We start from the raw sequence: 21,398 nt of genomic DNA, 5'->3' as shown, positions 1-21,398 counted from the left end.
CATCGACCCACAAACCTTCACGAACCGCTCATCAGAATACAAGCACCGTCATTCACCAGTTGAAAGTTTCCTTGACGAAAGGAATCGTTAACTTGCGCTTCGCAGTAAAAGACGCATCATCAAGCTTATCCAGCAGGGAAAACATCGCAGCCAAGTCACGCGGACTACGCAACAAAATAAATCGGGCCACCTCATCGGGTAGTTCCATGCTGCGCACATGAGCACGCATCTTCAATGCAGTGAGCTTTTCTTCATCGCTGAGCTCGTGCAGTTGAATCACCACCCCCCAGCTCAAGCGTGATTGCAGATCTGCCAGCTGAATGGGCAGCTGACGTGGGGGCATAGTGGCGGCAGTCAATAAACGACCACCTGCATCCCTTATCCTGTTAAAAAGGTGAAACAGCGCTTCTTCCCATTGTGAGTTACCCGCAATGGCCTGCACATCATCGATACAAACCAGCTCCAGCTGCTCGAGATTTTCCAGTAGTTCAACGGGATAATCGATCAGTTCGTCCATGGGTAAGTAGACAGATGTCTTGCCAAGCGTACCCGCATGGTGGCAGGCCGATTGCAATAAATGGCTGCATCCCGTCCCTTTGGCACCCCACAAATAGAGAAAACGCTCGCCCTCTTCAAACAACTGCCTGATTGAGCTGATCGCCAGCTCATTTCCTTTGGCATAGAAATTATCCAGCTTTGCGTCATCACGCAGCCGCAACCACAGCGGCAGCTGGATTGGTAAAGAAGGCTTTTTGGTAGTCACTTAACGTTCACCATTATCCTCATCAGCCCCACTACCCAACTCTCCTGATTGATGGTTGTCTCCGACAGCATCAAGAAGGGCATCATTCTGATAAAGAGGCCCGTCTTTATAGTGGCGAAACAGGTGGACCATAAGCACCCGAATCACCGCTGCAGCTGGCAAAGCCAGAAGAATACCAACAAAACCAAAGAGTTGCCCACCTGCAAGTACCGCAAATATCACGACTACCGGATGCAATCCAATCTTGTCACCCACTAAGTTGGGAGTCAGAACCATACCTTCCAGCATCTGCCCAATACCAAACACGACACAGACCCATACGAGAGGCAGCCAGGTATCAAACTGCATGATGGCTGCAATCAGCGCCATTCCGAGCCCTACAATGACACCGAGATAAGGAACGATACTGGCCAATCCAGCCAATACACCTATCAGCAACGCCAATTTGAGCCCGACCAGAGCCAGACCTACTGCATAGATAGCACCGAGAGCTGCCATAACAGTAAGCTGCCCGCGTACAAAGGCGCCCAGCACATCATCACATTCACTCGCCCAGAGTGACACCTTAGGCTCCAGATTGCGTGGCAAATAATCACGAATGCGCGCTACCATCACGTCCCAGTCACGCAACAGATAAAATGTAACGACGGGGACCAAAGCCAGATTGGCAATCCAGGTCACCAGACTGAGGCTGGATTTGGTAGCCTGAGAAATCAACATCGCCACGATGTCTGTCGTCTGCTGCAGATTGCCTGTAATCGCCTGCTTGGCTTTAACCGCTGTAGTGCCATCAATGTCAAAGCCGGTCCAGCGTTCTATCAGCGGAACCACTTTTTGCTGCAACATCGCCCACCCTTCAGGAAGCAGGCTAGTCAACGTTTCTATCTGCTTGCCCAGACTGGGCAACACCAGCAATACAGCCAGTATCAAAAGCAGCGTCATTCCTACAAAAACAATAATGACCGAACCAGTACGACTAATGCCTTTTGCCTCTAGCCGGTCGGCGATCGGATCAGCCATATAAGCCAGGAGCATGCCTGCAAGAAAGGGAGCCAATATCGGCAACAACAAATACACAAGAGCAACCGTTACAACCGTCAACACCAGCAGCCAACGCTTTTGTAGCTCCGTCATGGCGACTCAGCTCCTTGCCAATTGAAATTTAGTGTCTGCTCATCTGAGCCAGCTTGTGCGTGCAGACTATTATTCTGGGACAACTCATCCTGCAACTGCTGGATTGTCCCTGAACTAATCACGCGGACCCGAACCTCATTACCTTGCATGGCATCCAGCTGAAACGACACAATCGAGCTCAGCTGTTGCAAATCTTTCTGCAAAGCCTGCCAGTCATCCAGACTGCGAATCCCCGACACGTTCAGGAAATAAGCTCCTGCACCTTGCAGTGCACTCAGTTTATCCTGCTTGGCGAAGTAAACAGCAAGCTGATCGACTATATCCGCCGCAATTGCATCCAGACTATCCTGCTGGCTTTTGAATAGCATCTGTCGATCCCGATCCAGGAGCTGCCATTGCGAATTCCATTTCCCTTGCTCCTGATAGACCCGCCCCGTCAGGACAGCCTGCGCTCCATATCGGGAGGAGGCTTTTTGAATCGGCTCAGCGAAGAAACCCCAGGCGTCACCAACGCTCAAGCCCAACTCATCCTGCAAATCCATTAAAGGCCGAAAAAGAGGAATACCACGCTTCTGTGCTTGCGCCTGCATGGCCACTGCCAAAGGTGAGTTAGCAACTAACTGTCTTTGCCCTTGCTGCTCCTGCGCCAACCACATAAGTACTGAACTACGATTACGTGACCAGGGTACAAGCGATGCCTCTTTATAAAGCTGGTTAAGTGCATTCTGGTCAAAATTGATATGTAAAGTGAACTGCCCCTCTTCTCCTGACTGCACTGCACGATCAACCTTGAAGTCAATCACATAGCTATCTGGATGATCCAGCGCATCAACCAGATGCGGATTCGAGCGCAGCTCTTTTATACCTAGCTGGCGCAGAAGGACATCAGACAAGCCCTGACGCAATGCCGTCTTTTGTGCGTCCTGACTATCTACCTGCAACGGTTGATCATCACTCACATAGTTGTCGATAACCTGACCATGGGCGTTAGCACAGCACCCCGCCAGTAACAGGCCAATGTGCAAAAACATCTTGATTTTGTTCATACCGCTCCACATTCGGTCAAAACATCGCGTAACTGAGTGCCCGACAATTGAGTGACACCAGCGAGACATTCATGCTATTTCCACTCCTCTGTTAGCAAGAGGAACATCACCGATCTCGGACTGAACTTGTCCCACCATTGTAAGCACAAGCACTCTTCCTTTAACAACCGTGCGAAAATGTCTACGTCTCCGGCACCGGGATAGTTGTCGCCACCCCCACCCTTTACTGCTAAACTATCGCCCTCGATTAGGCCCCCATTTCGGCTTGAAGTTCAGTAGTGTTTTTCACACCAACTGGATTGTTTTTACTCCACTTTTTACGGCGTTGGATTGAGGACGATGACCTCCACTGATCAAAAGAAATCCCTGAGTTATAAAGATGCGGGCGTAGATATCGATGCAGGTAATGCATTGGTGGAACGCATTAAAGGTGTCGCTTCCCGCACCAAACGCCCAGAGGTACTTGGCGGCTTGGGTGGATTCGGTGCATTGTGCGAAATCCCCGCTGGATATCGTCAACCTGTTCTGGTTTCTGGCACTGACGGCGTGGGCACAAAACTGCGCCTGGCTATGGATCTGGGCAAACACGACACTATCGGTATCGATCTGGTAGCCATGTGTGTCAACGATCTGGTGGTTGCAGGTGCAGAACCGTTGTTCTTCCTGGATTACTACGCAACCGGCAAACTGAATGTTGATATTGCAGCTCAGGTAGTAACCGGAATTGGTGCGGGCTGCGAACTGGCAGGTTGTGCGCTGGTCGGCGGAGAAACAGCCGAAATGCCCGGCATGTATGAAGGCGAAGACTACGACCTGGCAGGGTTCTGTGTTGGCGTAGTAGAAAAGTCTGAAATCATCGATGGTAATAAGGTGAGCGTTGGCGACACACTACTGGCTCTGGGCTCCAGCGGACCTCACTCCAACGGCTACTCCCTGATCCGCAAAATTCTGGAAGTAAGCGGCGCAAATCCTGCTGACAAACTGGCAGGAAGCGATACCTCTCTCGCTGATGCCCTCATGGCTCCCACCCGTATTTACGTTAAAAACCTGCTTAAGCTGATCAAAGAGACTCAGGTAAACGCTCTGGCTCACATCACCGGCGGCGGCCTGCTGGAAAACATTCCTCGCGTTCTGCCTGCAGGCACCAAAGCAGTACTCAACGGTAACTCCTGGGAACTGCCACCCGTTTTCCAGTGGCTGCGGCAGGCAGGTAACGTTGAGACCCGCGAAATGCATCGAACCTTTAACTGCGGCGTAGGCATGGTTATCAGCGTTCCTGCTGACACAGCAGCCAATACCCTGAAGTTGCTGCAGGATGCAGGCGAGAATGCCTGGATCATTGGCTCGATCGCTGCCGCCTCAGAAGGCGAAGAGCGTGTGGAAGTAATTTCTCAGGAGGCCTGAGGTGAAGCGCCTGGTCGTACTAATCTCAGGCAGCGGTAGCAATTTACAGGCTATTCTGGACTATCTGGCGCAGGGCACCTGCCCTGCCCAGGTAACCGCTGTCATCTCCAATAAAAGTGATGCCTATGGTTTGGAGCGCGCGCGTAACGCTGGCATTCCGACTTTCAGCCTGTCACACAAAGACTTCAGCAGTCGGGAAGCGTTTGATGCCGAGCTGATGGCGCTTATCGATACTCAGCGCCCTGACCTGGTCATATTAGCGGGATTCATGCGCATTCTTACGCCTGAGTTCACCCGCCATTACTCTGGCAGGCTGTTTAACATCCACCCCTCTCTGCTACCAAAATACAAAGGGCTTCACACCCATCAGCGAGCCATTGAGGCGGGAGATAAGCTGCACGGCGCTACCGTGCACTTTGTTACAGAAGAGCTCGATGGCGGCCCACTGATTATTCAGGGCCAACTTGATATTAATTCAGAGGACAACCCTGACTCACTCGCTCAGCGCGTCCACATTCTGGAACATCAAATCTACCCCATGGCCGTAGACTGGTACTGCAGTGATCGACTCTCTCTCAGCCCAGATGGCACGGTGTTGCTGGATAACACCCCATTGCCTGCTGCGGGCTATACCCACCGCTCATCCTGAAACATAGAGCCTCTTACCTGCGCCTGTTTGTATGTTAGGATTCCTGACCGTATAAACAGGCGTCGGATTTATGTCGCACTCATGAGGGATGCAATGCTTAAAAAACTCTGGGCTCCATTTTTACTGGCGTTTAGCCTCCACTCTCATGCAGCCACCCTGAAGCCGTTTGAAGCGCAGTACAGTGCCGAAATCGATGCTGGCATTACCGTAGGCGCAAGCGCCGTCCGCTCTTTGCAACAAACCGCTGATGGACACTGGATTCTGAGCATTCGTATCGAGAACGCCCTGGCCAGCCTGGATGAAAGCACCGAGTTTCGCCTTCAGAATGGCACCGTGCAACCACTGCACTACGAATTTTTACGCAAAGTACTGGGCAAGAAGCGCTCGGCAGTGCTCGACTTTGACTGGGAACAAAAGCGTGTACATAACAATGTACAAGATAAACCCTGGCACATGGAAATCCCCGAGCATACACAGGACAAATTGAGCTACCAGGCCCAACTCCTGCTTGATCTGGAGAACGCCGCCAAGCAATACAAGTATGATGTTGCCACTGGCGGGAAGCTTGACAGCTACGTGTTTGAAAATGTCGGTACAGAACAGATCAAAACACCTGCTGGCACCTTTGAAACCATCAAACTGAAGAGAGTCCGCGAGCCAGGCAGTGATCGTGAGACTCTGATATGGCTTGCACCAGCACTGGATTACCAGATAGTCCAACTACAGCAAGTTGAAAAAGACGACAAGACTTATCGCCTTGTACTGAAATCCCTGAACTGAACCAAGCATAAGAAACAGGTTATGAGCAGCACATCTTCTTTTATCGAGTACGGCGAACAACTTGATCAGCGACTGCGCGACATGGAGTGCAATGCTCCTGAAGAGCAGCTCTTCGCTTACTCCTACTTGATGGGCCACATCAGTTTGGTGACCTATGAGGAAGGCATAGACGTGGCAGAATTCAATTTACGTATGAACGAGGCTATAGAGCAGGCATTTAACGTTGACCGCCTGAGCGAAGATGACAAGTCTTTGATCAGCCATATATGGCATCAAATCAAAGCCTGATTGAGCTAAGGGACTTTCGCCAGCCATGAAAGTCCTGCATTGCCCGCACTGTAACCCACCTTACACTTCCGCAAAAACAATCAGACAAGAACCTAGCGTCGAACAACAGTTTTTAATCCATGTGAGGCGTATACTACTGCCGTGCACAATTGATTCTGGGCCAATGCCAATAAACAGCCTTAAGAAATGAACACCCATTGCACTAACAGCCCCGACTTCCAAGCGTTACAATGCGAACTTCAATCACAGTGCCTACTCTTAACACCAGAGACACAAATCCACTAACACCAATGTCGTTCCACCCCAGCACAGACCATATACCGACCCCTGATAGCTGAACACACCTATAACGATGTCATTTTTCGATGAAATGCCGAAGCCTTGACTTTCGTGTATTTAAAACGCAAAGGGCTTTTACTAAGCTATCGACTGTAGATTTGCAGGAAAAGAGATCCTAGATGGATGACCAGATTGAGCTTCGCCTGAAACAATGCACCAAATTGCCGAGCTTGCCTTCTGTCGCTCTGCAACTGGTAGAGGCGGCAGGCAAGCCAGACCTAGACCCCGACGAGGTCATCTCGATACTCGCGAAAGACCCAGCGCTGGCCGCCAAGGTCATTCGCGTTGCTAACTCCCCGCTTTATGGGCAGCTCAGCAAAACCCAAAACCTGAATCAGGCCATCATCAAACTGGGTCTCCATAGTGTTATCACCCTATCACTCAGCTTCAGCATTACCCACAGTCTGCGCAGTGAAGGCCAACCACACTTGTTGCAGGTATGGAAACGCAGCCTGATATCCTCCATCGTTGCCCGCCTGATAGGCCAACGGCACAACATTCCTAACAAAGAGGATTTATTTCTCGCAGCCCTACTTCAGGATATTGGCATGCTGGCACTGGATGCGATGGATGACAGCTATCAACAGATTGTCCTTGAAGCTAAAACCCATCAAGACATTTTGCGACTGGAACGCCAAACCTATAAAACTGATCACACAGAAGTAGGTCACTGGTTATTGCAGCAATGGAACTTTCCTGACCTACTCTGCAATGCCATTCAATTCAGTGACGACCTGGCGATCACTCAAGAGACCGAAGAAGTCTCACAGTTTCTTTCAATTATTGCGCTATCTGGAAGAATTGCCGATATCTGGCTACACCCCAGCATTCGCCAGGCGTCTTTTACCGCCATGATTGCCAACCAAAAACTGGTTAAGCTAACCGACAACGAATTTCAGGAAGTGATTGATTACGTCACCAGCCAAATGGAAAGCTTCGGCCAGCTATTCAATATCCAGTTATTCAGCAGCAAGCAGGCCGAGCAGATCCAGGAAACCGCATCGGAGGTATTAGCCATCCGCAACCTCACCCTACTGCGAGAGATTCGCAAGGAGAGGGAAAAGGTAGACATTCTTGAAGAGCAGAACCGCTATCTGGAAGACCAGGTAAAACGCGACCCCCTGACAGGCCTATATAATCGCCGTTATCTGGAACATATCATGGCGATTGAGTTCAGCGAAGCAGAGGCTAACGAATGGCCGCTATCACTGATATTCATGGATCTGGACAATTTCAAAGACATCAATGACCGATATGGCCACCCGACGGGCGACGAAGTATTGAAGAAGGTTTCACGCTATATGGAGCGGCAATTAAGACGCTCTGATGTAGTCGCCCGTTACGGTGGCGAAGAGTTTGTCATCCTTTTACCGAATACTCGCCAGGATGATACGGAGAGGCTGGCACTGAGGCTGAAAGACGGCATCAAGCAACTGTCCTGCATCTCCGAGCACGGGGATGCCATACACGTCAGCACCTCTGTAGGCGTTGCCTGCCATAGTAGTAAACATCCCTTTGCGGGCGCCAACGCCCTGATCGCGGCAGCTGACAAAATGCTATATGAAGCGAAAAACAGTGGTCGGGATCTGATTCGCGTTTATCAACGCCCTGAACCGCTATAACCCACAGCAACGCACTCTTCCGAAATAAAAATGGCAGCCACTGGCTTAATACCGGTCAGTTAAGCCTAATAGCTTGACCTTCTGAGCCCTGGCACTGACTCACGAAGCGGCTTCTGCGACTCACTCCCTTGACGAGCCGGGGCGCTGTCTGATCCAGAGCGGGTCAGCACCGCACCGGAAACGGCGGGAGTGGCGACTTTGCGTAAACGACGTCTCCCTCTTGAAACCATGGTCTGCTGCATGATCGCCATGGCGTTGTTTCGCCGGATGCCAGACCATCAAGGGCAAAGTCCGGCAGGTACTGACCTCGATGATCGACCCTCTGCGCTTCCCGCCCGACGACATCGTGGATCTGTACAGCCAGCGCTGGGAAATCGAACTGGGCTATCGAGAAATGAAGCAAGGCATGTTCGCAGGTCACTACACCCTGCGTAGTCAGACGCTGGACATCATTGAACAGGAACTGTGGGGCGTACTACTGGGGTACAACCTGCTGCGTTATCAAATGCTGGAAATGAGTCGTCACTGCCTTGGCATCCCCCCTGTTAGATAAGCTTCTCCGCTTGCACCTGGGCGATTCCGGGCCTCTTGAACGGAGTCTCTTTGAAGCATCCTGGCAACATCCCTCGCTACCTGGCCGAACTACAGGCTTCGGCTATGCACTACGCCCTGCCTCATCGACGTGAGGATCGCAGTTACCCGCGGGCGGTCAAGCCCAAGCCGTCCAAGTATCCGACCAGAAACAAAAATGCCAGTCAGCTTAACTGACTGGCATTAGCCACTGACTGCCATTTTTATGAAACATCAAACGTTTTAAGCAAAATACGACCAAAAAGAGTCAACAACATCACAGTGATGGTGGATTGTTTGCGCTCACAACCACACAATCAACTACACCCGGATTACGGAATCTATGGGGTAAGCTGCTATCAAAAAAGTAGCCATCCCCTTTCACTAGGACACGAGTCTCATCCGCTACAGTCAGCTCCAACTCACCCTGAATAATCACGCCACCTTCCTGCCCCTCATGAACCAGCATATCCTCACCAGTGTCTGACCCTGGGGGATAGATTTCATGCAAGACAGAGAGAGTTCGATTGGGATAGTTATAGCCCACCACTTTCAAAGCAATATTACTGTGCCCGAGATCAGGCTGCTCATCAGCACAGTAGAAATACTGACGCCGCTCTGGCACATCCAGAGTAAAGAATTCCTGCAGAGACATGGGAATACCATCAAGCACCTTCTTGAGCGAACTCACCGAAGGACTTACACGATTCTGTTCGATCAAGGAAATGGTGCTGTTTGTCACACCCGCTCGTTTAGCCAACTCACGCTGTGATAATCCTTGCTGCTTGCGCACATCCTTTAATCGTGTCCCCACATCAATACTCATCACTCTACCCTTGCCAAGTCGATTACGATTAAAGCTGTCTTTATTATGTTAAGAATATTGAACAACCCACCGTATTAAAGACATGTACGACATCATTCGCAAGGTCTTATTCACAAATATGCAACACTGGGTTAAGACAGAAGAAAAATGGCTATATACAAATATTAGGACCCAACTTCCAGTACAGGGCTCATTCATCTGCTACGCTGGAGTATTTACCATGCTGAACAAATAAAGGCATGATACATAACGTCATTGCACTCAGGGCATGTACACCAATGAATCAACTTGACCTGTTTGATGCCCCCGTCCCCAATCCTTGTGCTGGGGTCTGCGAATCCGATGCGAAAGGCTTTTGCAAAGGCTGCATGCGCACCAGAGATGAGCGCTTTAGCTGGAACAACTTCAATAACAGCGAAAAACTACAGATCATTCAACAGTGCCGTCAGCGATACCTGCGCAGAGTAAAGGCAGCACGGGCTCAGAAAACCAGGCTGCAATCCAGCATCGCCACCGAACAGCAGGATGAGCAGCTGTTCTAATCCCCTTCAAGTCATCTGCAAACATCCAAATATGAGCACAAAAAGTAAAGTTACGTTATTTTTTGATTGCTAAATATTGCAGAATTGATAGTTTACAGCAGCTGGCATTGAAGGAGTCGCCAGACTGGAAATAACACAAGGACTAAAGATGAAAGCACTAAAAGCCCTGGCAGCGGTCGCTGCCTTGACCTTCCCCCTGTTCAGCTTTGCCGCTCCCGTCAACATCAATACTGCTACCGCTGAAGAACTGGCCAAAGCCCTTAACGGTGTCGGCCAGAAAAAAGCAGAAGCAATTGTTGCATGGAGAACTGAACACGGCCCCTTTACCAGTGCGGAGCAACTAAGCGAAGTAAAGGGTATTGGCGAGGCGCTAATTGCTCGCAATAAGGACGACATTTTGCTGCAAGACACAACCAAAACAGCACAATAATCCAAGATAGAACGCATGTTGTGGAATTATGTAGTCACAACATGCTGAACCAGACCACCACCCCACATCAGCGATGCCGCCATTTCCAGGGCGCTATCGGTGCTGCATCATGCCACAGTCCCTTTTTGGCATTTCGTGCACGCTGCTCAAGTTCCAGTAAACGAGCATCATTCGTGTATTGACGATAGACCCAGGCCATTCCCCGATCAACCATAGTGGCGTTGACGTTATAACCATCCAGATAAACCAGACCCAAAAGGCGACCATACTTATCTTTCTGGTCGTACTCGACACGAACGTCTCGGTTACCCACTATTTTCTGCAGCATCGATTTGGAGGCACTGCCATAGCGCTGATCATGCTCTGGCGCATCGATGTATAGCAGACGCACCTTGAAACTTTGACCTCGATAAGACACTGCCAAGGTGTCGCCATCGTAAATATGGGTCACTTTTCCCTCAAAAGAGGAGGCATAAACTGAAGAGGTGAGGCAGATTAAGAAAAGAAGCAGAAGATATCGATCCATGACCATTTCCGTCCAAAAACCATGATTACAGTAATTGACGGTAACGACAGGAGTAAAGCAGGAGAGGATATATAAGATGTGGCTCCCCGAGCAGGACTCGAACCTGCGACCAACGGATTAACAGTCCGCTGCTCTACCGACTGAGCTATCAGGGAACGTCGGAAGGAAATACGTGCGAGAGTGGCTCCCCGAGCAGGACTCGAACCTGCGACCAACGGATTAACAGTCCGCTGCTCTACCGACTGAGCTATCAGGGAATGTCTCGGCACGGGCGCTTATAGTACGGATTCGTCGCAGAGAGTCAAGAAATAAAACAAAAAAGATAACCTCCTCAACCAGTTAGCGCACAATGCTCTTTGACTACTCACTTGCCCTTCAGACAAAGACAGCAGTAATTCGAAGACATGCAATCTGCACTCACTTAGCAATCCACTGGTTATCCGCACAGGTAGCCTGCTATGATCCGGCCTTGTATATGTAAAGGCCAGCTCTATCAAAAGAGTCTGTGTCAGGCGAATACAGTGCCAATCAACACGGACTCTTGGTGAGGTGAATAATTCCAATGAGTGAACATACTGCTGAACGTTTTCAGGTTGCCAGCAAATACGAACCCGCAGGTGATCAGCCCTCCGCCATACGCCTGCTCTCGGAAGGAATCAATGACGGGCTGGCTGCACAGACCCTGCTAGGCGTAACGGGGTCAGGTAAAACGTTCACCATTGCCAACGTCATCGCCCAGGCACAGCGACCAACGCTGGTACTGGCACACAATAAGACACTGGCAGCGCAACTCTACGGTGAGTTCAAGGAGTTTTTCCCCAAGAACGCCGTCGAGTACTTCGTTTCTTATTACGACTACTATCAACCTGAAGCCTACGTGCCATCTTCAGATACGTTTATCGAAAAAGATGCTTCGGTGAATGAGCATATTGAGCAAATGCGCCTCTCTGCTACCAAGGCCATGATGGAACGCTCCGATGCCATTGTCGTAGCGACAGTATCTGCCATCTATGGTTTGGGCGACCCGGAATCCTACTTGCAGATGATGCTGCATCTGGTGCGCGGTGATGTCATAGACCAGCGGACCATACTGCGTCGTTTGGCTGAGTTGCAATACACACGCAATGATGTGGACTTCACTCGCGGTACCTACAGAGTTCGCGGTGAGATTATTGATGTCTTCCCGGCAGAATCTGACAGCGAAGCGGTGCGCATAGAGCTGTTTGATGATGAAGTGGATTCGTTACGCTTCTTCGACCCCCTTACCGGAGAACTACTTCGCACTGTTCCTCGCGTTACCATCTATCCGAAGACTCACTATGTAACTCCGCGCGACAAGCTCCTCGGTGCGGTCGATATGATTGAAGAAGAACTGGTTGAACGACTGGAATACTTCAAAGCCAATAACAAATTGCTGGAGCTACAGCGCCTTGAGCAACGTACACGTTACGACGTGGAGATGATCAGAGAACTGGGTTACTGCAACGGTATCGAAAACTACTCTCGCTTTCTGTCCGGCAGAGGACCGGGGGAACCGCCCCCCACTCTGTTCGACTACCTCCCTGCAGAGGCGCTACTGGTCATTGATGAATCTCATGTCACCATTCCGCAGCTGGGGGCCATGTATAAAGGTGACCGCTCACGCAAGGAAACCCTGGTGGAGTACGGTTTCCGCCTGCCATCGGCCCTAGACAATCGCCCCATGCGCTTTGATGAATGGGAACGCATAGCACCACAGATGATTTTTGTCTCCGCAACACCAGGCAAGTATGAAGAAGAGCATGCTGGTCAGGTCGTTGAACAGGTGGTTCGCCCGACAGGACTGGTCGATCCGGAAATTGAGGTCCGCCCCGCCAGCACTCAGGTGGATGACCTGCTGTCCGAGATTCGTTTGCGCGTCGACCTGCATGAGAGAGTGCTGGTCACCACACTGACCAAGCGTATGGCAGAAGACCTGACCGAGTATCTGACCGAGCACGGTATCAGGGTACGCTATTTGCACTCGGATATTGATACCGTCGAACGGGTAGAAATCATTCGGGATCTGCGGTTGGGAGAGTTTGACGTCCTGGTCGGCATTAACCTGCTGCGTGAAGGCCTGGACATGCCTGAAGTCACTCTGGTTGCCATTCTGGATGCAGATAAAGAAGGTTTCCTCCGCTCCGACCGCTCATTGATCCAGACGATTGGCCGCGCAGCGCGAAACGCACGGGGCAAGGCCATTCTCTACGCCGATCGCATGACCGGCTCCATGCAACGTGCCATCGATGAAACCGAGCGCCGTCGTGCCAAGCAAGTTGCCTTCAACGAAGCGCACGGGATTACCCCCAGATCGGTATTCAAATCCGTACAGGACATATTGGAAGGCGCGGTCACTCCCGGCAAACCCGGACGTGGCCGAGGGCAACGCAAGGTGGCCGAGCCCACAGCAGACTATCAGGTGAATGTAGAGCAGATGTCGCCCAAGGAACTGGCCAAGGCCATCAGCCAGCTGGAAGAAGAAATGTACGCAGCCGCCAAAAATCTGGAATTCGAGCAGGCTGCCATGCTGCGTGATCAACTTGCCGACCTGAAACAAAAGGCATTGATCAGCTGACAGGCTCACTCAACGCCGGATACGCTCAGTGTAATCCAGGAAAATGTCCGGCGTGCTTTCCAATCCACTCAGTCGCCGCCTCTTCACTACTGAGAGAACGTCCTTCCTGCTCTTCGACTTCATGGCGGTACTGCTCGATATGACAGATCTGCTCAATCATACGTACGGCGAAGGCCGTGTTCTCATCACTGAAGCGAACACCAAGCTGATAGTGATGACTATTGATCGGTGAACTCCACACGACTTCTCCCAATGCACAGAAAGGGGGATCCTGAATGGGGATACAAATTTCTACCAGTGAACCAACTGCGATGGCCTCATCAACCATCACACTGAGCCCCCCTTCGCTGTAATTACACAACCGCTGATAACGCTCCAGCTCGCCGTCCTGATGACGGCAACTGATGGGGACACTTGAAGGATGACGAATGAACTGGCGCATAAGGCACCTCGACTACCACAGGAACTCCGTTTACCAGTTATCGACTCATGGCGTCAAAACTGTATGGAATATATTTTTTATACAGACTTTATTGTGAAATAAAACCAATCAAAGACTGCATGACAGCCGATGCCAGATATATGTCGTCATTCTGCTTTCAGACAGCTACCGGCGTTCGCCAGTGAAGCTGCGCTCACAAAGATTGACAAGTGCAATTACGAAACATGAAAAAGCCCGGCAAACCTCTGGTCTGCCGGGCCTCACGCATGGCTCTAGAGCCACTTATTAGCCGTGCAGGCGCTTGGCAATATCCGCCACACGTGCACCGTACAGACGTGCCGTTTCCAGATCTCCTGATGGGATGTCATCTGCACCTACATCAGCAGGAGACTGTACCAGTACACCAGCAGAACCACCCAGATTGTTTACGTCTGCACGTGTGGCCGCTTTGGTGTTGGAAGGAGGCAAGCCCAGGCTCACCCACAATCCACCATGCTGAGCTGCCAGTGTCTGCAAATAAATCAGGCTGACCTGTTTATCACCATTGAGACTGGCGCTGTTAGTGAAGCCGCCGAATACCTTGTCTTGCCAGCCGCGGGTAAACCACACCTTGGATGTTGCATCAGCAAACTTTTTGAATTGCCAGGGCACTGATCCCATGTACGTGGGCGCACCAAAAATAATCGCACTGGCAGCGTTCAGTGTTTCCCAGGCAGCCTCAGTGATGTCGCCCTCACTGCTCACTTCGATCAGTTCCGCGCTGGCGCCTTCAGCAACAAACTCAGCAACGCGACGGGTATGGCCGTAACCAGAAAAATAGACAACAACAGTCTTGCTCATGTTTTAACTCCTTGAGTTTGGACAACCTGCCACTGTAGAGCAGCTGGCATTAGTTCCTAATAAGAACCAAGTAACAACATGAGGATGCTATTCAGCTGATGAAGGAGAAACAAGGAGTGACACAGGAGTAAGCTGGTTACCCAGAAGTAACCAGCCTGATGTAGCGAATGACAGTTACTGTAAAACCGGCCGACCGTTCAGAGGCTGTACAGGGCGATTATTGGCATGCGGCACCGCCTCGGTCAGTGCTTTGATCTGCTCGACAGAGGCCGTCATCGGTTGTTTCATGACCAGCCAGCGCACACCTTCGCTACATGGCGGTGTCGTCAAAGAGCCACTGAAGCGGAAATATTCCTGGTTAGCTGGCAACAGTGCTTCAGGCGACAATGGCTGCGATAGCTCGATATGTGCAGCCTTACCATCACCCATGGCGCTGATAATCTTACCCAGAATGGGATTAGCAGCACCTTCGGCGAACATCACGGCAACAACGGCCAGGTTGCCATTTTTGTCTACATGCACCAGATGCCCTTCCAACGGATACGACTTGCCATCAATCAGGTTTTCCGCTGGCGTATGGAAATGAAACTGCTTCAGCTCAAAGGGCTCACCGTCTACCACGATATAACTGCCTGCGGCTGTCGCAACCTTGATAGTATGACCAAGATGTGAAATTTCCGCCTTACCAGTGGCATAGTGAAATTCAATTGGTGTCAGATGCGCCTCTGTGAACCCGGTCAGATTGACCGGTGATTGGTTCTTACCTTTGCAGAATACGTTGTCTGTGCTCAGCTCTGCCCAGCTTTCCGGACCTATATCTCCGCTATAACCCCAGTTGTTGCCTTCGGCAGCCAACGTAGATAACGGCAGTAACATCAGGCTGACAGCCAATATGGACGACTTCATGTGTGTCTCTCTTCTTACGACTTAACAGGTGGGATGCCATCCGACCTCGTCAGATGGCATCCTCCAACAGCCCGGGCTCTTCAGGGCATAACACCACTGCTGAACCTCAAGCCTTTGTTAAGTGGTAGAGACAGAGGAAAGATTTCACACATTTTGTGCACATTTGCTTCTCTGGCAGAAACAAAATCCGCCCCCTTCTCCGACACACCTGAAATAAGCCGACTGTAACTCAGAGAGCAGGCAGTACTTTCCCCCGACACTCGCCAAAACCAATAGACCCCACGCCTTCAGCATGACAACGGGCACGCAGGACAATAACATCGCCATCCTCGAGGAAAGTACGACGCTCGCCATTTACCAGCTGGAGGGCATCCTTGCCGCCGTGGGTCAGCTCCAGTAATGATCCGAACTCTCCCTCTTCTTTTCCAGACAGCGTCCCTGATCCAAACAGATCACCGGACTGCAACTGGCAGCCGTTCACACTGTGATGAGCGACCATCTGCGCCACCGTCCAGTACATATTCAGAGTATTACTGCGGCAAATGACTTCTGGTTCCATGCCGTCCGCTGCCATTTTTTCCGTCAGCAGCAATACTTCCAGTTCAATGTCATAGGCGCCTTCAGCCTGATCCTTGTGATCAAGCAGGTAATCAAGCGGCTGAGGATCTCCCTCTGGCCGGCTCGGCTGAGCCTTACGGAAAGGTGCAAGAGCTTCAGGGCTGATAATCCAGGGCGATACCGTGGTAGCAAAACTCTTCGACAGGAAAGGCCCCAGAGGTTGATATTCCCAGGCCTGCACATCTCGTGCTGACCAGTCATTCAGCAGACAGAAGCCGCCGATATGATCAGCGGCCTCACTGATAGGGATGGCCTGACCGGCTTGATTACCGCTGCCAATCCAGATACCCAGTTCCAGCTCGAAATCCAGTCTTTTGCTGGGGCCAAATACCGGTACAGTTTGCCCGGCCGGCAGGGTTTGCCCGTTGGGACGGTGGAATGCAGCCCCCGATACACCAATGGTCGAGGCGCGTCCGTGATAACCAATAGGGACATGCTTATAGTTGGGCAGCAGAGGATTATCAGGACGAAAGAGCTTGCCGACATTCATCGCGTGGTTAATGCCGACATAAAAGTCAGTGTAATCACCGATGCGCGCTGGCAGCAGCATCTCGCAGAGGCTCATCGGATGCAGCAACGCGTCACCCAAAGACTCCATCCGGGCCTGATAGTCACTACCCTCCTGCAACAATGTCACCAGCGCCTGCCGAAACTGTACGCGCGCATGCTTTCCGAGTGCAAAGAATGCGTTCAGCTGACTGTCTGCTGCCAATGCGGCAGCCTCAGCAGCCTGCCCTTGCTCCACTTCAACAAATAATCCGGCATCCAGCGCCGCGCGCAGATCGAGGACACTGTCACCGATAGCCACGCCACCACGTGGAGACTCTCCGGCGACGCGAAACACGCCAAGCGGCAGGTTCAAAAGGGGAAAATCGGGGTGATCATTAGCACTGCTTAACCAGCTTCGTACCGGCTGATGCGACGTTAGACTCTGTGTCATGAGAATTCCTCTTGTTGTCGGAGGGAAAGCGCCTTACCTGCCCGCCCTCGCTTTATGCTTTGAAAGACCGCACTACCTGGCCAGTTGACGGCTGCTCAGCCCGTAAACGTTTTACTCATGCCTGCCCAGCAACTATCGTAGTCTGTCTGCAGATCCTCCCCGTCCAGAGCCTGCTGTGTAGGACGCAATACCACGCAGCTCTCGAACATAAAGGCCATAGTGCTATCAATCTTGTGGGGTTTCAGTTCGGCGGCTATGGCCTGTGCGGTTGTGGCATTGTCAGGTCCATGCGCACTCATGCAGTTGTGCAGTGATGCGCCACCGGGCAGGAAACCTTCCGCCTTGGCATCATACGCGCCCTGAATCAGCCCCATGAACTCGTTCATCAGGTTGCGATGGAACCATGGGGGACGGAAGGTGTTCTCCGCTACCATCCAGCGCGGTGGGAAAATAACAAAGTCGACATTGGCCTGACCGGGTATCCCGCTGGGCGACGTCAGCACAGTAAAGATCGATGGATCGGGGTGGTCATAACTGACCGTGCCGATGGTATTGAAACGACGCAGGTCATACTTGTAGGGCACGTTATTCCCGTGCCAGGCCACGACATCCAGCGGTGAATGATCAAGCTCTGCTGCCCACAACTCACCCAGGAATTTCTGCACCAGTTCGGTGGGCTCGGAGCGATCCTCAAAAGCCGCTACCGGCGTCAGGAAGTCGCGGGGATTGGCCAGACCGTTACTGCCAATTGGCCCAAGGTCCGGCAGGCGCAATGCAACACCATGATTTTCACAGATATACCCACGCGCGTTGTCATCCAGCAGGCTAACCCGAAACTTCACTCCACGTGGGATCACTGCAATTTCCAGCGGTGCTATATCCAGCACACCCATTTCGGTTGCCAGACTCAGGCGACCAGACTCAGGGACAATCAGCAGCTCACCATCGGCATTGAAGAACACCCGCTCCATCGAAACGTTAGCCGCATAGCGATAGATGCTGATCCCCGCGGCCTGATCGGCACTGGCAGTGGCCGCAATACGCTGCATACCATCGATAAAGTCTGTCTTGCCCTGTGGTAAGGGCAAAGGATTCCAGCGCAGACGATTCGGTGTAACAGCACCCAGTTCAGCACCATTCAGCTGACGTTCCAGTCTGCAGAAACGCGGATGTGCTGCCGACGGACGAATACGATAAAGCCAGGTACGACGGGCCTCCGCACGCGGCACAGTGAAAGCCGTACCTGACAGCAGTTCCGCATACAGACCATAAGGTACTTTCTGTGGCGAGTTCTGCCCCTGAGGCAAGGCACCGGGCAGTGCTTCACTGCTGAACTCGTTACCCCAACCCGATTGATAGTGACGCTCTGCACCGTGCATAACCCGTCTCCTTATTGATGTTCAGTCATCGTCTGGTTCGGTGGCACGGTCAGTAACGCCTGAATCGGCAGGCTACTGACCGCAGTGCCAATAACGCATTTCACTTTTGCGTAATTTAATTACGCAAAAGGTAATTTGAATATTCAACAGCGTCAAGCTATAACAGCAAACGATTCATGGTTAAAAACCTGTTAACCCTCTGCCAGTGATGGCCAGACGGAGCACAAGCCCTCGTCAGCCGCACCGGGAGGTTGACGTAAGGTGCCCAGCAGCAGGTTTTTAGCCGAATCTTGCAACAGATTCCCCACCGACCGATGAGTACACATGGCCAGAGCAACACGCAGCAGCAATACATCAACCCGGCAAGACGATGATCTGTCTCTGCAGGAATTTTCCAGCGAAGACAACGCGCCACGGCGCAAGAAAGTGCAATCCGCTGAAGTCGGTACTGACATTCTCAAAGGTCTGGCCGAACTGGCCCCAGCCACTTCCCTTACCCGTCTTGCAGAACATCTGGCCATGCCCGCCAGCAAGGTACATCGCTATCTGCAGGCCCTGATTGCCAGCGGTTTTGCCGAGCAGGACAGCACGACTAACCATTACGCTCTGGGTCGTGAAGCACTCTTTGTCGGACTTGCAGCCCTGGGCAGACTGGACGTGGTCAAGGTCGCCACACCACAACTGGCTGCCTTGCGTGATGCGCTCAATGAAACCTGCTTTCTGGCCGTCTGGGGTAATAAAGGCCCGACAGTGGTGCATGTAGAGCAAGCAGTACGTGCTGTAACGCTGGTCACTCAGGTAGGCTCTGTATTGCCGCTACTCACATCATCTACTGGTCTGGTCTTTCAGGCCTTCATGCCAGAAAGAGAAACCCGCGCGCTGCGGGACGAGGAAGTCTCTGCCTATCCTCATTTACCTGCGGCCGATCTGGAGCAGCAGGCAGCCGCCATCCGCGCACAAGGTCTGCATGCTATTCATGGGCTGTTACTACCGGGAGTGAATGCCCTGTCTGCCCCTCTGTTCAAGGCAGGTGGCGAGTTGTGTGGGGTGATTACCATGGTGGGCTCGGCTACAGGCTTCAATGCTGATCCCGCAGGCGCCGCTGCACAGGCCATCACTGCCAGTGCCCGGGAGATAAGTCAGCGTATGGGCGGTTTGCGTATCACGGGCTGATAGCGTTTCAAACAGCGTCTTCACGGTCTGAAGTGCCGCCATAGATCCTGGCGGCACTTTACGTCATCGGCGATCAGGCTGACTCTGCATCCAACACACCACGGCGAATCTGATCACGCTCAATCGATTCAAACAGCGCCTTGAAGTTACCTTCGCCGAAGCCACTGTCACCCTTGCGCTCGATAAACTCGAAGAAAACCGGCCCCAGCAGGGTTTCTGAGAATATCTGCAGCAGCAATCGGCGATCACCCGGCTCAGATGAGCCATCCAGCAAAATACCTCGGGCCTTCAGCTCATCGGTTGGCTCACCGTGACCCGGCAGGCGCTCTTCCAGCATCTCATAGTAGGTATTGGGTGGAGGCGTCATAAACCGCATACCCAGGTCTTTCAGTTTGTCCCAGGTGTGCAGCAGGTTGTCGGTAAGGAAAGCCACATGCTGGATACCTTCACCGTTGAACTGCATCAGGAACTCTTCAATCTGCCCCGCACCTCTGGATGACTCCTCGTTAAGTGGAATACGAATCATGCCATCGGGTGCCGTCATCGCCTTCGAGGTAAGGCCGGTGTATTCGCCTTTGATATCGAAATAGCGAATCTCACGGAAGTTGAACAGCTTCTCGTAGAACCCGGCCCAGTAGGCCATACGACCACGGTAGACGTTGTGAGTAAGGTGATCGATCAGTTTCAGACCCGCACCTTGCGGATGACGGTCCACACCCTCGATATAGTTGAAATCGATATCGTAGATGGATGAACCATCACCGAATCGGTCAATCAGGTACAGAGGAGCGCCACCGATGCCCTTGATTGCAGGCAGACGCAGTTCCATGGGGCCGGTCGGTACCTCCACTGGCTGCGCGCCCAGTTCCAGCGCTTTGGCATAGGCGTGATGGGAGTCCCGCACCCGGAAAGCCATACCGCAGACCGATGGGCCATGTTCTGAGGCAAAGTAAGCGGCGTTGCTCTTAGGCTCACTGTTGACGACCAGATTGATATCACCCTGGCGATAAAGCTCCACCGCTTTGGAGCGATGCACCGCTACCTTAGTAAAACCCATCATGGCCAGCACAGGCTCAAGCACGCCGGGCGTGGGCGAAGCCAGCTCAATAAACTCGAAACCCATCAGCCCCATGGGGTTTTCAAATAAATCAGACATGTTCTGTTCCTCGTTATTCTTGTATGGAAGCACTGCTCGCAGATTTGCATCAGTATGCGCTGAAGCTGGCAGTGCGAAGATGCATCACGGCTGCATCGGTTGCCTGGAGGATAAAGACACCGGTTGAATGCTCATAAACAGCGCCCCCGGAAAGGGCCGCGGTACGCCCGGTGTCAGGAGCAGAAAGAGGGAGGCGCACAGACAATGCCACGCACACTGCGGGCAAGGTAGTCACCGATCAGAAGCTGGAATCCGTAGTGCTGCATAGTCTTGATACCTGATAGCACTGTTTGATGATTGGCAGCCATGTCGGCCACGTAATAAATTACGCATATAGAAATTTAATTACGCAATTTGAAAGCCATACTACCCAGCTGACGACCTGAGTCAAGCCAGGACAGCAAAATCCAACACACTCTTTCTGTTTAT

At 51.9% G+C, this 21,398-nt stretch carries 22 protein-coding genes and 2 tRNA genes; 11 read left to right on the top strand and 13 right to left on the bottom strand.

The window, feature by feature from the left end:
• Positions 1-52: 52 nt before the first annotated feature.
• From hda to QCD60_RS20435, 3 genes are read right to left on the bottom strand one after another with little or no spacing between them, the layout of a single operon-like run.
• On the bottom strand, positions 53-763 hold the full coding sequence (gene hda, locus QCD60_RS20445; protein WP_279788077.1) for a DnaA regulatory inactivator Hda: 711 nt from the start codon (positions 761-763) through the stop codon (positions 53-55).
• A complete protein-coding gene (locus QCD60_RS20440) occupies positions 764-1,897 on the bottom strand; it encodes an AI-2E family transporter (protein WP_279788076.1) in 1,134 nt (377 codons plus the stop codon).
• Positions 1,894-2,943, bottom strand: a complete 1,050-nt coding sequence (locus tag QCD60_RS20435) for a DUF2066 domain-containing protein (RefSeq protein WP_279788075.1) — start codon at positions 2,941-2,943, stop codon at positions 1,894-1,896. Before QCD60_RS20435 ends, QCD60_RS20440 begins: the two co-directional genes overlap by 4 nt.
• A 339-nt stretch (positions 2,944-3,282) precedes the next feature.
• On the opposite strand from QCD60_RS20435, the gene purM reads away from it, so the two are divergent.
• From purM to QCD60_RS20400, 7 genes are all read left to right on the top strand, one after another.
• Positions 3,283-4,347 carry a phosphoribosylformylglycinamidine cyclo-ligase gene (purM, locus tag QCD60_RS20430; RefSeq protein WP_279788074.1) on the top strand — a complete coding sequence of 355 codons (1,065 nt, stop codon included), beginning with the start codon at positions 3,283-3,285 and terminating at the stop codon, positions 4,345-4,347.
• Position 4,348: 1 nt separating this feature from the next.
• Complete coding sequence (gene purN / locus QCD60_RS20425) at positions 4,349-4,996, top strand: phosphoribosylglycinamide formyltransferase (protein ID WP_279788073.1); 648 nt, start codon at positions 4,349-4,351, stop codon at positions 4,994-4,996.
• A gap of 93 nt (positions 4,997-5,089) precedes the next feature.
• Entirely contained in the window at positions 5,090-5,776 is a 687-nt protein-coding gene (locus QCD60_RS20420; RefSeq protein ID WP_279788072.1) for a DUF3108 domain-containing protein, read from the top strand.
• 21 nt (positions 5,777-5,797) lie between these two features.
• The gene (locus tag QCD60_RS20415) at positions 5,798-6,064 is read left to right on the top strand and encodes a YfcL family protein (RefSeq protein WP_279788071.1); all 267 of its coding nucleotides are present in this window, start codon (positions 5,798-5,800) and stop codon (positions 6,062-6,064) included.
• Between the two features lie 458 nt (positions 6,065-6,522).
• On the top strand, positions 6,523-8,025 hold the full coding sequence (locus QCD60_RS20410) for a GGDEF domain-containing protein (RefSeq protein ID WP_279788070.1): 1,503 nt from the start codon (positions 6,523-6,525) through the stop codon (positions 8,023-8,025).
• Between the two features lie 277 nt (positions 8,026-8,302).
• Positions 8,303-8,578: a transposase gene (locus QCD60_RS20405; RefSeq protein ID WP_279791038.1), complete on the top strand. Its 276-nt coding sequence runs from the start codon at positions 8,303-8,305 to the stop codon at positions 8,576-8,578.
• A gap of 50 nt (positions 8,579-8,628) precedes the next feature.
• Positions 8,629-8,793 (top strand): hypothetical protein, encoded by a 165-nt coding sequence (locus tag QCD60_RS20400; protein ID WP_279788069.1) that lies wholly within the window; start codon positions 8,629-8,631, stop codon positions 8,791-8,793.
• 79 nt (positions 8,794-8,872) lie between these two features.
• Here the strand turns inward: QCD60_RS20400 and QCD60_RS20395 are convergent, their stop codons facing one another.
• A complete protein-coding gene (locus QCD60_RS20395; protein WP_347950295.1) occupies positions 8,873-9,415 on the bottom strand; it encodes a cupin domain-containing protein in 543 nt (180 codons plus the stop codon).
• A gap of 245 nt (positions 9,416-9,660) precedes the next feature.
• On the opposite strand from QCD60_RS20395, the gene QCD60_RS20390 reads away from it, so the two are divergent.
• Together QCD60_RS20390 and QCD60_RS20385 are read left to right on the top strand one after the other, a co-directional pair.
• Positions 9,661-9,963 (top strand): DUF1289 domain-containing protein, encoded by a 303-nt coding sequence (locus QCD60_RS20390; RefSeq protein WP_347950238.1) that lies wholly within the window; start codon positions 9,661-9,663, stop codon positions 9,961-9,963.
• Between the two features lie 148 nt (positions 9,964-10,111).
• Positions 10,112-10,393 (top strand): helix-hairpin-helix domain-containing protein, encoded by a 282-nt coding sequence (locus tag QCD60_RS20385; protein WP_347950237.1) that lies wholly within the window; start codon positions 10,112-10,114, stop codon positions 10,391-10,393.
• 67 nt (positions 10,394-10,460) lie between these two features.
• Here QCD60_RS20385 and QCD60_RS20380 read toward each other — a convergent pair whose 3' ends face one another.
• From QCD60_RS20380 to QCD60_RS20370, 3 genes are all read right to left on the bottom strand, one after another.
• Entirely contained in the window at positions 10,461-10,919 is a 459-nt protein-coding gene (locus QCD60_RS20380) for a thermonuclease family protein (RefSeq protein WP_279788066.1), read from the bottom strand.
• Positions 10,920-10,998: 79 nt separating this feature from the next.
• Positions 10,999-11,074: transfer RNA gene (locus QCD60_RS20375), tRNA-Asn, on the bottom strand.
• 26 nt (positions 11,075-11,100) lie between these two features.
• Positions 11,101-11,176 (bottom strand) — tRNA-Asn (locus QCD60_RS20370).
• 305 nt (positions 11,177-11,481) lie between these two features.
• Between QCD60_RS20370 and uvrB the strand changes: the two genes are divergently transcribed.
• Entirely contained in the window at positions 11,482-13,515 is a 2,034-nt protein-coding gene (gene uvrB, locus QCD60_RS20365; protein WP_279788065.1) for an excinuclease ABC subunit UvrB, read from the top strand.
• Between the two features lie 25 nt (positions 13,516-13,540).
• Here uvrB and QCD60_RS20360 read toward each other — a convergent pair whose 3' ends face one another.
• From QCD60_RS20360 to hmgA, 5 genes are all read right to left on the bottom strand, one after another.
• Positions 13,541-13,957 (bottom strand): PilZ domain-containing protein, encoded by a 417-nt coding sequence (locus QCD60_RS20360; protein ID WP_104157111.1) that lies wholly within the window; start codon positions 13,955-13,957, stop codon positions 13,541-13,543.
• A gap of 285 nt (positions 13,958-14,242) precedes the next feature.
• Positions 14,243-14,797: a flavodoxin family protein gene (locus QCD60_RS20355; protein WP_279788064.1), complete on the bottom strand. Its 555-nt coding sequence runs from the start codon at positions 14,795-14,797 to the stop codon at positions 14,243-14,245.
• Positions 14,798-14,971: 174 nt separating this feature from the next.
• Positions 14,972-15,703, bottom strand: a complete 732-nt coding sequence (locus QCD60_RS20350) for a carbonic anhydrase family protein (protein ID WP_279788063.1) — start codon at positions 15,701-15,703, stop codon at positions 14,972-14,974.
• Between the two features lie 229 nt (positions 15,704-15,932).
• Entirely contained in the window at positions 15,933-17,261 is a 1,329-nt protein-coding gene (gene fahA, locus QCD60_RS20345; RefSeq protein WP_279788062.1) for a fumarylacetoacetase, read from the bottom strand.
• A gap of 95 nt (positions 17,262-17,356) precedes the next feature.
• Positions 17,357-18,640 carry a homogentisate 1,2-dioxygenase gene (gene hmgA, locus QCD60_RS20340; RefSeq protein ID WP_279788061.1) on the bottom strand — a complete coding sequence of 428 codons (1,284 nt, stop codon included), beginning with the start codon at positions 18,638-18,640 and terminating at the stop codon, positions 17,357-17,359.
• Positions 18,641-18,964: 324 nt separating this feature from the next.
• Between hmgA and QCD60_RS20335 the strand changes: the two genes are divergently transcribed.
• Positions 18,965-19,813 carry an IclR family transcriptional regulator gene (locus QCD60_RS20335; RefSeq protein WP_279788060.1) on the top strand — a complete coding sequence of 283 codons (849 nt, stop codon included), beginning with the start codon at positions 18,965-18,967 and terminating at the stop codon, positions 19,811-19,813.
• Positions 19,814-19,886: 73 nt separating this feature from the next.
• Here QCD60_RS20335 and hppD read toward each other — a convergent pair whose 3' ends face one another.
• Entirely contained in the window at positions 19,887-20,969 is a 1,083-nt protein-coding gene (hppD, locus tag QCD60_RS20330) for a 4-hydroxyphenylpyruvate dioxygenase (RefSeq protein WP_279788059.1), read from the bottom strand.
• Positions 20,970-21,398: the final 429 nt, after the last annotated feature.

The sequence above is a fragment of the Pokkaliibacter sp. MBI-7 genome, from assembly GCF_029846635.1.
Taxonomy (GTDB): Bacteria; Pseudomonadota; Gammaproteobacteria; order Pseudomonadales; family Balneatricaceae; genus Pokkaliibacter.
The sequence above is the reverse complement of the archived record's forward strand: the minus strand, read 5'-3'. Positions and strand labels throughout refer to the sequence as shown.